Source organism: Acinetobacter sp. YH12219, assembly GCF_013417875.1.
Lineage (GTDB): Bacteria > Pseudomonadota > Gammaproteobacteria > Pseudomonadales > Moraxellaceae > Acinetobacter > Acinetobacter amyesii.
Map to the genome: position 1 here is coordinate 1 of NZ_VPDC01000003.1, position 13207 is coordinate 13207.

General features: G+C 33.5%; 14 protein-coding genes and 1 pseudogene. 13 read left to right on the forward strand and 2 right to left on the reverse strand.

Annotated features, from left to right (window positions below; genetic code table 11):
• From FTV04_RS02260 to FTV04_RS02305, 12 genes and pseudogenes are all read left to right on the forward strand, one after another.
• The coding region (locus FTV04_RS02260) for a DUF2345 domain-containing protein (RefSeq protein WP_180088480.1) at positions 1-860 on the forward strand (860 nt) is incomplete at its 5' end.
• The gene (locus FTV04_RS02265; protein ID WP_180009471.1) at positions 860-2260 is read left to right on the forward strand and encodes a hypothetical protein; all 1401 of its coding nucleotides are present in this window, start codon (positions 860-862) and stop codon (positions 2258-2260) included. The genes FTV04_RS02260 and FTV04_RS02265, both read left to right, overlap by 1 nt.
• A gap of 14 nt (positions 2261-2274) precedes the next feature.
• Positions 2275-3255, forward strand: a complete 981-nt coding sequence (locus FTV04_RS02270; protein ID WP_180010882.1) for a PoNe immunity protein domain-containing protein — start codon at positions 2275-2277, stop codon at positions 3253-3255.
• A gap of 38 nt (positions 3256-3293) precedes the next feature.
• A complete protein-coding gene (locus FTV04_RS16730; protein WP_257220944.1) occupies positions 3294-3554 on the forward strand; it encodes a hypothetical protein in 261 nt (86 codons plus the stop codon).
• A gap of 162 nt (positions 3555-3716) precedes the next feature.
• Positions 3717-4274, forward strand: a complete 558-nt coding sequence (locus FTV04_RS16735; protein WP_257220945.1) for a DUF1911 domain-containing protein — start codon at positions 3717-3719, stop codon at positions 4272-4274.
• Positions 4275-4341: 67 nt separating this feature from the next.
• Positions 4342-5610, forward strand: a complete 1269-nt coding sequence (locus FTV04_RS02280) for a type VI immunity family protein (protein WP_180009468.1) — start codon at positions 4342-4344, stop codon at positions 5608-5610.
• 35 nt (positions 5611-5645) lie between these two features.
• Entirely contained in the window at positions 5646-6617 is a 972-nt protein-coding gene (locus FTV04_RS02285; RefSeq protein WP_180088482.1) for a PoNe immunity protein domain-containing protein, read from the forward strand.
• 479 nt (positions 6618-7096) lie between these two features.
• Complete coding sequence (locus FTV04_RS16740; RefSeq protein ID WP_257220946.1) at positions 7097-7642, forward strand: DUF1911 domain-containing protein; 546 nt, start codon at positions 7097-7099, stop codon at positions 7640-7642.
• A gap of 106 nt (positions 7643-7748) precedes the next feature.
• Positions 7749-8735 carry a PoNe immunity protein domain-containing protein gene (locus FTV04_RS02295; RefSeq protein ID WP_180088484.1) on the forward strand — a complete coding sequence of 329 codons (987 nt, stop codon included), beginning with the start codon at positions 7749-7751 and terminating at the stop codon, positions 8733-8735.
• Positions 8736-8774: 39 nt separating this feature from the next.
• Positions 8775-9536, forward strand: a complete 762-nt coding sequence (locus FTV04_RS02300; protein WP_257220947.1) for a hypothetical protein — start codon at positions 8775-8777, stop codon at positions 9534-9536.
• A 78-nt stretch (positions 9537-9614) separates the two neighbouring features.
• Positions 9615-9746, forward strand: a pseudogene (locus FTV04_RS16745) (hypothetical protein); the annotation flags it as partial.
• Positions 9747-9924: 178 nt separating this feature from the next.
• On the forward strand, positions 9925-10365 hold the full coding sequence (locus FTV04_RS02305; protein WP_180027310.1) for a hypothetical protein: 441 nt from the start codon (positions 9925-9927) through the stop codon (positions 10363-10365).
• Positions 10366-10436: 71 nt separating this feature from the next.
• On the opposite strand, the gene FTV04_RS02310 is transcribed toward FTV04_RS02305, so the two are convergent.
• Complete coding sequence (locus tag FTV04_RS02310) at positions 10437-11216, reverse strand: ferredoxin--NADP reductase (RefSeq protein ID WP_078189109.1); 780 nt, start codon at positions 11214-11216, stop codon at positions 10437-10439.
• Between the two features lie 106 nt (positions 11217-11322).
• On the opposite strand from FTV04_RS02310, the gene tsaA reads away from it, so the two are divergent.
• Entirely contained in the window at positions 11323-12030 is a 708-nt protein-coding gene (tsaA, locus tag FTV04_RS02315) for a tRNA (N6-threonylcarbamoyladenosine(37)-N6)-methyltransferase TrmO (protein WP_180088486.1), read from the forward strand.
• A gap of 42 nt (positions 12031-12072) precedes the next feature.
• On the opposite strand, the gene FTV04_RS02320 is transcribed toward tsaA, so the two are convergent.
• The gene (locus tag FTV04_RS02320) at positions 12073-13044 is read right to left on the reverse strand and encodes a hypothetical protein (protein ID WP_180088488.1); all 972 of its coding nucleotides are present in this window, start codon (positions 13042-13044) and stop codon (positions 12073-12075) included.
• Positions 13045-13207: the final 163 nt, after the last annotated feature.

The following is a 13207-nucleotide window of genomic DNA, read 5'->3' on the forward strand; positions in this document are numbered from 1 at the left end:
AAGTCTTAGATAATCTGAAAAACTTCCTTGGCCAAATCGAAAAAGGGAGTAAAGAAAAAGCTGATGCCTTTAAACAAGCCTTAATGATTTTATCTGCACCGAACTCAATTGCTGTGAGTAGTCAGGAGGATATTCATCTTTCAGCAGATGGGCAGATCAGCCAAAGTGCAGGCGATAGCATCAATATCAGCAGTCAAAAATCCTTAATTGCCCATGCACAAAGCAAGATCAGTCTATTTGCAGCACAAGAAGGCTTACGAGCTTATGCAGGCAAAGGCAAAGTTGAAATCCAAGCCCAAGGAGATGGGGCAGATCTGATTGCACGAAAAGGTATTCAAATTATTTCCACGGAAGATGTAGTTTATATCACCAGTCCTAAAGAAATAATCCTGACTGGAGGCGGATCACAGCTCAAGATTAATGGTTCTGGCATATTCCCTACCACGGGTGGAAAGTTTGAGGTTAAGGCCGGGCAGCATTTATTTACAGGTGGAAGTACGGCTCAACCAAAAAATATTACTTTACCATTATTAGGTGAAATGCAAAATTGGATGGAATTGAACTACCATTATGATGATTTATCACCAGTTAAAGGGGCTCCTTTTAAAGTCTTTTTTGAAGATGGAAGTTACAGAGAAGGTACTTTAGATGATAAAGGGTACGCTAAATTAGAAAATGTACCTAAAGGAAAATCTGAAATTTATTATGGGGAAGATCCGTCAGAGTTTAAAAAAGACATTCCCGATGACCTAGATGCAGAAATTGAAGATACAGACACTAGTGATGATGATATTTGGTCACTATTAGATGAAGAAGCATATCAAAAACTTACAAATAACTTACAGAATGGAGCGAAATAATGGGCTCTGTCGCTAAATATAAACGTTCTGTAGATTCTGTTCCCGGTGGATGGCTACAAAGTTTAAAAAAAGACACTATGACTTTCTTTAAAGGTGAAAGTACTGGTGGTTGGGCAATTTTAGCGGAGACGGTAATTGGGTGTGTACCTGTTTTAGGTCAATTGGTAGACGCGAGAGATATTATTAAAGCGATTATCATTTTATCTGCAAATCCAGCTAGCCCTGCTGGATGGTTTGATCTTATTACAGCATTAATTGGCTTAGTTCCAGGTGGTGGGGATGCTGTCAAAATGTCATTAAAAAGTGTCAAAAAAGGCGCTTTACCAATGGATAGTATTTTAGATGGTATCCGAAAACTAGGGAAAGGTGATCCTGAGCAATTGATACGTAAGTGTCTAGATCTAAATGCATTACAAAAAAATTTGGATAAGATACTGACAAACCCTAAAGTATTAAATCAGCTAAGCCCTGAAGCTCGTAAAAATGTTGATCAGATTCGAAAAAATTTAGGTAAACAATTACAAGAATTTAAAAAGGAAGTTGATGGCTGGCTAATAAAAAGTAGAAAAACTTCAGCAGATGCAAATAAAAATTCTAAGAACCAAACAAATAAGCCAAATTCTCCAGCAAATGGTGGACAAAAAGCAAACAATACAAATCAGGGCAAATCTAACAGTACCAATAATTCGTCAATAGGCCAAACAGCTATAACTAATTTATCTAATAAATTTAAAGGTATTCTAGGTGAGCATATGGCAGATTACTATTGCCAAGAAATTAAAGGCTGGGGAACTTCAACACATGATAAGATAGGAACGAAAAACTCTCATAAATTGAATGATAATGGGGAAATGGTAAATCTATTTTCTATTAAAAGTAGAGGGCGTGGTATAGATGGAGTTTGGAAGAAAAATAATAATGACGCAAAACCATATGCAATTATTGAGGCTAAATGTAGCCAAAATCCTGCTGCTTCACTTAGAGATTTATTAGGTGATGCTAATGATAAAAATGGTATTGATAAATCAATACCTCAACAACAACAAAGATCTGGCAGAACTTCTAGAAACCGTACTAACACTAGTTCAACTAATCGTAATCTAACTTTAGGTGGCGAAAAATATAGAGATTCTAGTGGAAAAGTAGTTCAAATGAGCCATCATTGGATAACAAATCGTCTTGTTAAATCAGTAGGAATTAAGCTAGCTCCAATAATATTGAAAAAAAGAAGATATGAAAGATATGTTATTTTTTTTAGTGGATTGCAGGTAGTAGAACATGCTGTTGCATTAATTAAATTCTTATCTAAACAAACAGTAACTGATAAAGAACATTCTATTCATACAGCTACAAAGGTTTGGACTGATAAAGACATTAGTATCGTTGTTAATAATAAATAATTGGAAATTTATTTATGATGGAATTTAAGTTTAATCGTAGACAACAATTTTTAGATGAAAGTTACTATCAATCTACAAGGAGTGAGCTTGTCAGCGCCATAGAAAGTTTTTTAAGTGAATCAAATGATGATGATGATATCGAAGCAGGATGGATAGACTCTTATTCGATAGCGTCTAGATATCAGTTTGATTTGCTTATTTTGGACTATACTGCTGGTAAACCGATTGAGTATTTACGCTTAGAATTTGATAAAGTAATTGAATTATTCAAGGAACTCTCTATAAAACAAAGAGCCTATTATAAAAATAATAATTTTAGTGTTTTTGACATCGAAATTTTAGATGACTATTGTGTATATATATGGATTATCAGCCTTTGTTATTTATTAAAAAGAACTGATTTACTACCGTTGGTAGCTAACCTTGTTGATGGAGAGGATCAAGAAAATGGAGGGAAAGATTGGATTGTAGAGGAATTTTTGGCTTTTAATGACGATAACCGTTTTGATTGTTCAGATGTCCTTTTTTCAAATCCTTATTTTGAGTTATCCAATGCATTTGTGACCCAAGATAATAAAGTTTCATTCAAGCATTTAAACAAATTTTTAAAAAAATGGTATAAAGATTTATCTGGAGCTCCATGGCATGATACCCATAAATCAGAGGGTGGATATTATGGATATTGGGCTTTTGAAGCAGCTTGTGCTGTTATTCTATTAGAAATAGAAAATGATAAAGAATTTCATGAATACCTCTATTATCCTAAAGACTTAATAGAGTTCTATCGTACATTTAAACCTAGTAGTGCTGAAATTGACCTCCTAACTAAATATCAAAAAGTATCAATTCAAGCAGGTAAAAAATGTCCTCAATCAGGTTATTGGTTCAGTGTAGCCAAGGAAAACACTCGTAAATACTTTAAACAAGGGGAAATATTCCCTGATTTTGAAAGTGATTGGGGGGATGTATATTGGCAGTTTGACGGTGAAGAATAAGTGAAAATATGCCCTTCGGGGCAGTTTTTGGGCATAAAATGGATTTAGTTAATATAAAAAGACAACAATTTCTTACACCTCAAATGTATGAAACATTAAAGGCGGAAACTCTGAACACTATTGAAACTTTTAAAGTAAATCCTACAGGTGTTGGTGATTCAATAGAAGAAAGATGGGTATACTCTTATGCTATCGTAGCAGAGGACTATTTAAATCTGCTTATATTGGAATATACAGCTGGCAATAGTTTACCTTTTATTAGAAGCCAAATTGAAATAGTTATTGACTATTATGAGTAATATGGAAGTAAATTAAGAAGTTATCATAAAAATATAAACTTACCAGTTTTTGAATTATTTACTATTGATGGCTATTGTCCATGTATTTGGTTAATCAGTTTGTGTTATTTACTCCACCGAAAGGATTTGCTACCTAGAGTTGCGAAATTAATTGACGGAGAAATGAGAGAAAATGTTGCTCAAGATTGGCTAATTGAAGAGTATTTATCTTTTTCAGATGAAAATAGATATGATTGTTCAACAGTATTAGTACCAAAACCTTACTTATTATTATGTGAAGCCTTTTCAAATCAAGATAATGAAATTTCTTTAGCTTTTGTCCGTAAGTTTTTAAAGAATTGGTACAAAGATTTATCAGGTGCGCCTTGGCATGATACTCATAAATCAGAAGGTGGCTATTATGGATACTGGGCTTTTGAAGCAGCGTGCGCTGTTATTCTGTTAGAGATAGAGAATGATACTGTCTTACATGAATACTTATATTACCCTAAAGATTTGGTTGAATTTTATCACAAATTCAAGCTCAAAACTTCAGTAATAAATTTTCTTGAAAATCATAATAAATTTTCAATTAAAGCTGGGGAAAAATGTCCTCAACAGGGTTATTGGTTTACAGTTGCTAAAGTGAACTCACGTCAATACTTTAACTTGGGAGATGTTTTTCCTGATTTTGAAAGTGATTGGGGCGATGTGTATTGGCAGTTTGATGGTGAAGAGTAATTTATGCCTTCGGGACTTGATAATATTGGATCTCTAAAAAAAGAAGTATTAATTAAAAGAATATTTTATGAGCACAGCACAAGTTTATTTAAATGATGAGGAAATAGAAGAATTAGTTCGAGATATTCCTCTTGATACATCAATAATTTATGGGGAAGAAAAAAAAGAGTTCGGAGTTTGCCCTTATATTACATTTTATATTGATCAAAAAAAAACAAATGCGCAAGAATTTTTGATAAAAGTAATTGATATTTATGAGAAATTTGAATTCGAAATAATTGATAAGCCATTTCATTTAAGATTTCGATGTGATACTGAAGTTTGGAAAAAGGCAATTTCATGGATTAGAAGTCGTGAAGAAATATCAGCTGAAATGGCAAAAATTTATAAAAAATATTTCATTTACTATTTAGGTGCAACATCTGCACAATCTCAAGATCAAAGTCCACGTTGGGCTTTAAGTGCAAAGATTAGAGACTCTAGTGAGCGCTATTCTAGTCTAAAATTAACTTTTGGTGATCAATGGTATAGATCCAATAAAGATATTTGGTACTCATTTGTTCAAAAATGTCTAGAAATGCTTAACCCAATTCAAGCATATAGTGGATATGAAATTGGAAACACAAGTCAATTTGCATTTGTTTCTCCTGAATTTGAAACAGTTGAACGGACTTTCACGGATTATTTTTACGGGCTCGATATTGATCATCCTGGTATGGAGTTTTCTCATGAAAATATGTTTATTGCAGAAGATCGGGATGGTTTAGGTGGCGGTATTCGTACCCCAACATGGTGCTTTTTACTTTCTCCCTACTGGCTAGAGAAACTAGGCTTGAGTGAAGAACAAATTCGTGAAAAACTGGATGATCCACGAATTGAAATTACTAAAATTATAGACCTAGAAGATTCAACAAAATACAGCTTATGGATACGTTTGGGAGAGCTTTCACTTTATCCAGTTGAAGAAGGTGTTCCTGATTTATTGGTGATGGCAAATGAACTAATTAAACCGATACGTTGTGATAACTTAAAACTGACCACTTTAGATGCGTGGTCAGATGATCCAAATCCACGTTTTGATGCCGTAAGTTCAAAGCAATGGATTGCACGATTTGATGAAGACAGCACTTGGCCTGAATTAAAACGAGTGAAAGTTGAAGTTCAAGAACCAGAAAGAATAGATATTGTTATTGCCGGTAGCCCATGTCCTCACGCAGGATATTGGTATACTTTTGCTAAAGAAAACTCACGTCAATATTTTAAACAAGGTGATATATTCCCTGATTTTGAAAGTGATTGGGGTGATGTGTACTGGCAGTTTGATGGTGAAGAATGATTTATGCCCTTCGGGGCATTATTTTTGGAATAAGAATGATTTTTGATAAAAAGAAAAGACAATTATTTTTAACAGATGAAGTTTACAATAGAGTAAATATATTTTTAAAAGAATTACCCATTGAAATTTTAGAAAGTAAAAAAATATATGAAGACAGTCCATCTGATATAAGAAGATTAGATTATTACTTATCACTACATTCTTATGATTTATTAAGTCTAAATTTTACTGCTGGGTTTGATATTTCTACACTTAGAATTCAATTAGAAGATGTAATTACGAAATATGAAGAATATACAATAGCCTTGCGCAAAGACGAGGAGGATGAAGATTGGGCACCATTTTATTTTACAGCTATAGATGAGTACGAAAGATGTATGCAGTTGATAGGACTGTGTTATCTATTACACAGAAGGGACTTATTACCTCGTATTGCAGCGATGCAGGACAAAATTTACCATGAGCAAACAGACCAATTAGATACACTGTATGAGGACTTTTTATCATTTCAGTTGGCAGATAGATATGATGTGGATCAATGGTTTTTTGATAATCCATATCGCCCATTAATTTTTAGTAAATATAGAGATACTAAACAAGAGAGTATTCGGGATATACAGGAATATTTGAAATTATGGTATCCCGCATTTGAAAGTGCTCCATGGTATGACTTACATAAAATGGAAAATGGAGGTTATTTTGGCTATTGGGCTATAGAAGCTGCTGCTTACGTTTATTTGCTAGATTTAGATGATAGTGAAATAACACATATGATTTATCCAAAAGATTTGGTTAAATTTGCCCGAGAATTTGTACCTTGCGAGAAGGATATAAGTAATCCAAGTACAAAAACATTAAAATGCGAAGCAGGTCAAATTTGCCTTAAAACAGGTGAATGGTATAGTCCTGCGAATAACATGGAAAAACGTCATTTTAATCAAGGAGAAGATATGCCTGAGATTAAAGATAACCCTTGGGGATTAACGATTTGGTATCTAACTGAATAAATAGATGCCATTCGGGGCATTTTGGAATGGGTGGGGATGTGTACTGGCAGTTTGATTGTGAAGAATAAATAAAACATACCCTTCGTGGCATTAATTTTAGGATTAATATGAGTTTCGATAAATATAAAAGACAGATTTTTCTAACTGAAGACTATTATAAAAGTGCCTATGATTTTTATATAGAAGACGTTGATTTTTAGAAAGAAAGTGATGCATTTGAGGATGATGAGTATAATTGCGGCGAAAAAAGAAGATGGAATTTAATAACACATGATTATTCTTTTCTACTTTACCTTGTATACACAGCAGGAAAATCTATAGGGGAAGTTATACCCTTATTTGAAAAAGTTATAGAAGGCTTTGAAAAACAATCTGAAGCCTTAGCTATCTTCCATAAGTCAAAAAAACCTTCTGTCATTCCAACTCAAAATGAAACGTTAAATATACTTGGTCTGGCTTTTTTATTTAATCGAAATGATTTGTTTGATCGTATACATTCATTAGTCAATGGTGAGGGTGAAAGTCATACGTGTGAAGATGAGGTTATTAATAAATTTTTTAAACTTAATGATCCTTCACATCCAACATTTAACGAAGGAAATTTATTTGCATTAGGTTATTCAAAATTATGTGATGTGATTGATAATGTGCTAGTTAAAAATAATAAAGAAACTGCTGTTAAATATTTAGATGAATACTTAGCTGATTGGTATCAAATGAATAAAAATGCACTTTGGTTTAATAGTCATCTAGAGCCTGCAGAAGAACTAAAATATTGTGGTTATTGGTCTTTTGAAGCAGCAGCTCTTGTTTATTTACTAGATTTGGATGACACTCCTCTACACAAGCATTTATTCTATCCTAAAGATATAGTTGCATGGGCTCGTAAAAATAATACTCAATCTGAAGTAACCCAAGAGAATCTAACTGTAATAAAAGTCAAAGCTGGCGAAAAATCCCCCAAAAACGGGCTATTGGACAACCCCAGTACAAGTGGATTCACGCGTTCATGTGTTAAGAGGTGAAATCTTACCAACACTTTCTGGAACAGATTGGGGTGAAGTGTACTGGTATTTTAATGGTGAGGAATAAATAAAACATGCCCTTCGGGGCATTAATTTTAGGATTAATATGAATTTCGATAAATATAAAAGACAGATTTTTTTAACTGAAGATTATTATTTAAAGACTAAAGAATACAATGAAGAAGGAATACCCTTATATTTAGAAAGTGATGCATTTGAAGATGATCAATATAATTGTGGAGAAGCTTCAAGATGGCAATCTATTACATGGATCTATCATTCTTTATTATATCTTCATTATACTGCAGGAAAGCCAATAGAAGAAATATCTCCATTATTTGAAAAAGTAATAGAAGGTTATGAAAAACAAGCAGAAGCATTAGGAGTTTTTAAAGCAAGTAAAAAGCCAGTTGTTATTGGTGGTGAAGGTGGTTTTATTACATTAAGTACAATTAGCTTAGCAGTATTGCTAAATAAAAATAATTTATTATCTACAATTAAACAATTAATCAATGGCGAGGATGGAGGAACTTTTAGTGAAGATGAAGTGATTAATAAGTTTTTAAAACTAACGGATTCTAATCATCCAGATACTGAAAGAGATGGGATATATAGTTATAATTTTTCAATATTATGCGATGTGATTGATAATGTAATAATTAAAAATAACAAAAATCATGCGATTGAACTGTTGGATGAATATTTGGCTGATTGGTATCAAATGCATAAAAATACACTTTGGTACAATAGTCATTTAAATTTAGATAATTATTCATATGTTGGTTACTGGGCTTTTGAAGCAGCAGCTCTTGTTTATTTACTAGATTTGGATGAAAGTTCTTTACATAAACATTTGTTTTATCCTAAAGATATAGTTGCATGGGCTCGTAAAAATAATACTCAATCTGAAGTAACCCAAGAGAATCTAACTGTAATAAAAGTCAAAGCTGGCGAAAAATCCCCAAAAACGGGCTATTGGACAACCCCTGCACAAGAAGATTCACGCGTTCATGTGTTAAGAGGTGAAATGTTACCAACACTTTCTGAAACAGATTGGGGTGAAGTGTACTGGTATTTTAATGGTGAGGAATAAATAAAACATGCCCTTCGGGGCATTAATTTTAGGCTGAATATGAATTTTAAAATCGATCCTAAATTTTTATATTTATTAGAACATTTTAGTTCTAAAGAATTTTTTTATAGCATGAGAAATAACTATCAATCTTTTTTAGATCGTTTGGAATTGCTGTTTGTCGTTTATATGAGAAATCTACCCTATAATTATCTGGATTTTCCAATGCCAGAGCAAGTTGACATCAATTGGGGAGGGACGGTTTTACCGCTTTTAAGAAAAACCATGGATACTTTAGATTTTGCTTATATAAGAATAAAAGAAGGCGATCTAACATATTTAGATTGCGCATCAGAGATTCGATCGAATGACAAAGGTATGAGTGAGTTTTCAAAAAAATGGATGGATGAACTACCTCATGAAAATGTGAAAGAATGTTGGGATTTTTATACAAAGGCTAAGGCCGAGGCATTCATTATTGAAAATACCTATCCAACGTATTGGAATCAAGAAAGTATTGTTGATGAAATATCTGATATTTCAAAAATTAATATTCCTGTGTCATATCCCATTTATCGTGTAAATCAAAGTATTAAAGTAAAATCGAATGAAAAAGTTGCGATAACAGGTTTATATATTTCCGAATTTGTGCCGAACCGAATAGAATTTATGGCTCATAGTAATGAAGATGATAGAGGTTTTGGTAGTGTAATTCCCACTACAATAGATCCAGAAACTTATGAAACATATTATGAGAAAACAGATTGGTACTTGATTGAAAGAGTTGCAAATGAAGGGGGCAAGTTTACCGATCGAAGCTGAAATGATTTGTGTTGTCTGATGTGTGTTGATAAATGATAGCGAAATAACACATATGATTTATCCAAAAGATTTGGTTAAATTTGCCCTAAAACAGGTGAATGGTATAGTCCTGCGAATAACATGGAAAAACGCCATTTTAATCAAGGAGAAGATATGCCTGAGATTAAAGATAACCCTTGGGGTCTTACGATTTGGTATCTGACTGAATAAGTAGATGCCATTCGAGGTATGTTGGAATGGATGGGTATGTGTACTGGCAGCTTGATGGTGATAAATAGGATAAAATTTCCTTTTGGTTATTCGTTTCTAATGGATAATATTTTTAATTTTCTTTGATTATTATTTTTAATTAAATAAATTAAAACCCAATATTTTTTAAAGGATAATGATGAAAGTTTTAAAAACGAATTTAATGTTTATTATGCTTTCAGCAATGAGTTTAATAGGGTGTAATACTCATTCAACAAAAACTTATGTGTTGACGACAACATCTTATGGTTATGATGCAAGTTATATTCCTTATATTGTTGAATTAAATGGAGAGGAGCTAGGTGGAGGGCTAGGTAGTGGAACGAAAAGATCAGCAGTGATAACAGGAGCTCAATATATTAAATGGGGAGAAGGTAATAGCTCTAAAAAGCATATTGCAACCAATGTCCCCACATTGACGAATGAAAATTTAAAAGATAAAAAATATTTAGCTGTACATATATATCCAGATGACAGTGTGGAAATTAATTTATCGAATGAATTACCTGATGCTACTGAGAAAGGTTTAGAGTGGAGAGCAAAAATTATTGATGAATTGAAGGTAAAAGAAGAAAAATAGCTGTATCAGTCATTAGTGGCATATAGATAAAAAAAGCGCATGATGACATGCGCTTTTTAATTTACAACTAATTATTTTTCAACGAATGCACGTTCAATCACGTAGTCGCCTAGAACGCCCATCTTAGGAGATTCTTTCAAACCGTGCTGGTCAAGTAGTGCAGCAACGTCGTCTAGGAATGCAGGTGAACCGCAAAGCATTGCGCGGTCAGTTTCAGGGTTGAAACGTGGAAGACCAATTTTTTCGAAAAGTTGACCAGATTCAATGGCAGTAGTTACACGGCCCTGAGTATGGAATTCTTCACGAGTTACCGTAGGGTAGTAAACCAATTTTTCTTTCGCGCCTAATTCACCAAAGAATTCGTGGTTAGGAATTTCATCTAAGATTAAATCTTGATAAGCCAATTCCGAAATGAAACGTGTACCATGTACAACGATGATTTTTTCAAAACGTTCGTAAGTTTCAGGGTCACGAATTACAGAAAGGAACGGTGCAAGACCTGTACCTGAAGAAAGTAGGTATAAGTTTTTACCAGGGTTTAAGTCATCTAGAACTAAAGTACCTGTAGGTTTTTTAGACACTAAAATTTCATCGCCAACTTTTACTTTTTGTAAAATAGACGTTAAAGGACCATCTGGAACTTTAATAGAGAAAAACTCTAATTCTTCTTCATAGTTTGCGCTTGCAATAGAATAAGCGCGCATTAAAGGCTTACCATTTACTTCAAGGCCGATCATCACAAATTGACCGTTTTTAAAACGTAACGCAGTATCGCGAGTGGTTTTAAAAGAGAATAAAGTGTCATTCCAATGGTGGACGTGAGTAATCTTTTCGACGTTAAAAGCAGCCATTAAAGGTCTCAATAAAATTATCAAATTAGAACAGCTTACTATTCTAATCTAAAATCATTCTCGATAAACTGAATATATTTAATTGAACTTATCAGAAAAAGTGATTATGTCTGAGCTTAAAATGCCAATTATCGGGTATATGAAATCTCCCTACCGAGAAAAGTTTGGTATTCCACGTCAGCCAAATTTGGTGCAAGTCGAATCTTATATTGAAATGGTAGAACCTTATAACGATTTATTGGCTTTCGAAGGGATTGATGATTTTAGTCATCTTTGGCTGATTTGGCAGTTTCATGAAAATAAAAATGCAGATTCGACAAAATTTCGTCCGCAAGTTCGTCCTCCGCGTTTAGGTGGTAATCAAAAAATCGGGGTATTTGCAACACGAAGTATGTACCGGCCGTCACCTATGGGCTTGTCGGTTGTGCAGCTCAAAGCGGTGAAAAAAGTTGGTAAATTGGTACGAGTCTATGTGGTCGGCAGTGATTTGTTAGATGGCACGCCAATTTTAGATATCAAACCCTATATTCAATATTCAGATGCAGTTATGGATGCGCAAAGCGGTTATGCGCAGGATGAGCCAGAAAGAAAATCTGTGATTTGGTCAGAGCACGCTGAGCAAGAAAAACAGGTATTTTTGAATAATGGCAATTTAACCGAACAATTAACAGCAGAACTGGAACAAGTATTGAGTTTAGATCCACGTCCTGCTTATCAGCATGATGATGAGCGTGTGTATGGCATGTTATTTGGTGGATTGAATGTAAAATTTCAGGTCTGTGATCTACAAATTCTGATTATTGATATATCTTAATAAAAAAGGAGCTTTTAGCTCCTTTTTTATTAAATGTGTAAATTATTTATTTGCCGCAAAACTTTGTTTGATCGCGTTAAGAGCAACATCGTTATACATGCTGCAAGAGTTCTCAGCTAATTGTTTAAACTCTAAAAATTGAGTTTTTTGAGTAGGATTAGTTGAAGTATTTATCCAATTATCAATAACCTTAATTAAATCCTGCATATTGTATTCCACTCCTTTAGGAGATAGGTAAGCGTCATAAAAACGATTTTTATATTGAGCTACGCCATATTCACTCTCATCATTAGCTACGGTATAGGCTACAGTATCTTTCATGATGTATTTTTTCGCAGTAATATCTGTACTAAGATCAGCCCACCAGTCAGCTAAAAAACTTTGACTATCACTATCTGAGGAATCTGTTAAATCTAAATACTGTTCACTATTTGATACTTTATTTAATTGTAAACAGCGAGAACCAGCGGGAAACTTAATATTTGAAATAGCTGTTAAGTATTTGAGAGCATCGTTAGAAATATAGTTGCTTGAATCAGTAATATTATTTTTTATGATCCAATAATTATAGGCATCAACTTGAGATGCTAGGATTTCACCTTCAAGATTGAAGGACTTCATTGTTGTCGTAATTTTTAGACCTGATGAATTAATAGAGGAATGAGGACTTAGCGTCCACACATTATTTGCAATGGATATATTGCCATTCAGATAGCCATACGAACTGTGTAGAGATCCTTCATCATACAAGCCATTCGCTGTGACCATAAATGAATCGCTACTTTCTGAAGTATATAGTTTACCATTATCGATAGTTGCAGTATCACTTTCGTATGACAGCACATCACTTTCACTGTCGAGTTCAAAAGTTGACCACTGTTGGAAAGCAGCATTTGGTACTGGTGGATTTTCGCTGGAGTCATTATTAGAGGTTGAGTTTCCACCGCCACCGCCGCAGGCAGTTAAGCTAAGAATAGTCATGGTACAAATTGCTAATATTTTTATTTTCATCATAAATCTTCTTATATCGTAATTATAAAGCCCTTATAGGCAACTCTATTATAGCTTAAATTTATGAATGATTTCATTAATAAAAAAATAGTATGCTTTCAGAAAACCTATGTGCAAAACACAAATGACACAAGCGTGCCTTTAGAATTTTTTGCTATAGTAGTTT

Bases quoted from the DNA above. Each gene is read 5' to 3' on its own strand.
- FTV04_RS02270 (WP_180010882.1), top strand. From the start codon at position 2,275: ATGATGGAATTTAAGTTTAATCGTAGACAACAATTTTTAGATGAAAGT.
- FTV04_RS16730 (WP_257220944.1), top strand. From the start codon at position 3,294: ATGGATTTAGTTAATATAAAAAGACAACAATTTCTTACACCTCAAATG.
- tsaA (WP_180088486.1), top strand. From the start codon at position 11,323: ATGTCTGAGCTTAAAATGCCAATTATCGGGTATATGAAATCTCCCTAC.
- FTV04_RS02300 (WP_257220947.1), top strand. From the start codon at position 8,775: ATGAATTTTAAAATCGATCCTAAATTTTTATATTTATTAGAACATTTT.
- FTV04_RS02310 (WP_078189109.1), bottom strand. From the start codon at position 11,216: ATGGCTGCTTTTAACGTCGAAAAGATTACTCACGTCCACCATTGGAAT.
- FTV04_RS02285 (WP_180088482.1), top strand. From the start codon at position 5,646: ATGATTTTTGATAAAAAGAAAAGACAATTATTTTTAACAGATGAAGTT.
- FTV04_RS16735 (WP_257220945.1), top strand. From the start codon at position 3,717: ATGAGAGAAAATGTTGCTCAAGATTGGCTAATTGAAGAGTATTTATCT.
- FTV04_RS02295 (WP_180088484.1), top strand. From the start codon at position 7,749: ATGAATTTCGATAAATATAAAAGACAGATTTTTTTAACTGAAGATTAT.
- FTV04_RS02305 (WP_180027310.1), top strand. From the start codon at position 9,925: ATGAAAGTTTTAAAAACGAATTTAATGTTTATTATGCTTTCAGCAATG.
- FTV04_RS02280 (WP_180009468.1), top strand. From the start codon at position 4,342: ATGAGCACAGCACAAGTTTATTTAAATGATGAGGAAATAGAAGAATTA.
- FTV04_RS02320 (WP_180088488.1), bottom strand. From the start codon at position 13,044: ATGATGAAAATAAAAATATTAGCAATTTGTACCATGACTATTCTTAGC.
- FTV04_RS02265 (WP_180009471.1), top strand. From the start codon at position 860: ATGGGCTCTGTCGCTAAATATAAACGTTCTGTAGATTCTGTTCCCGGT.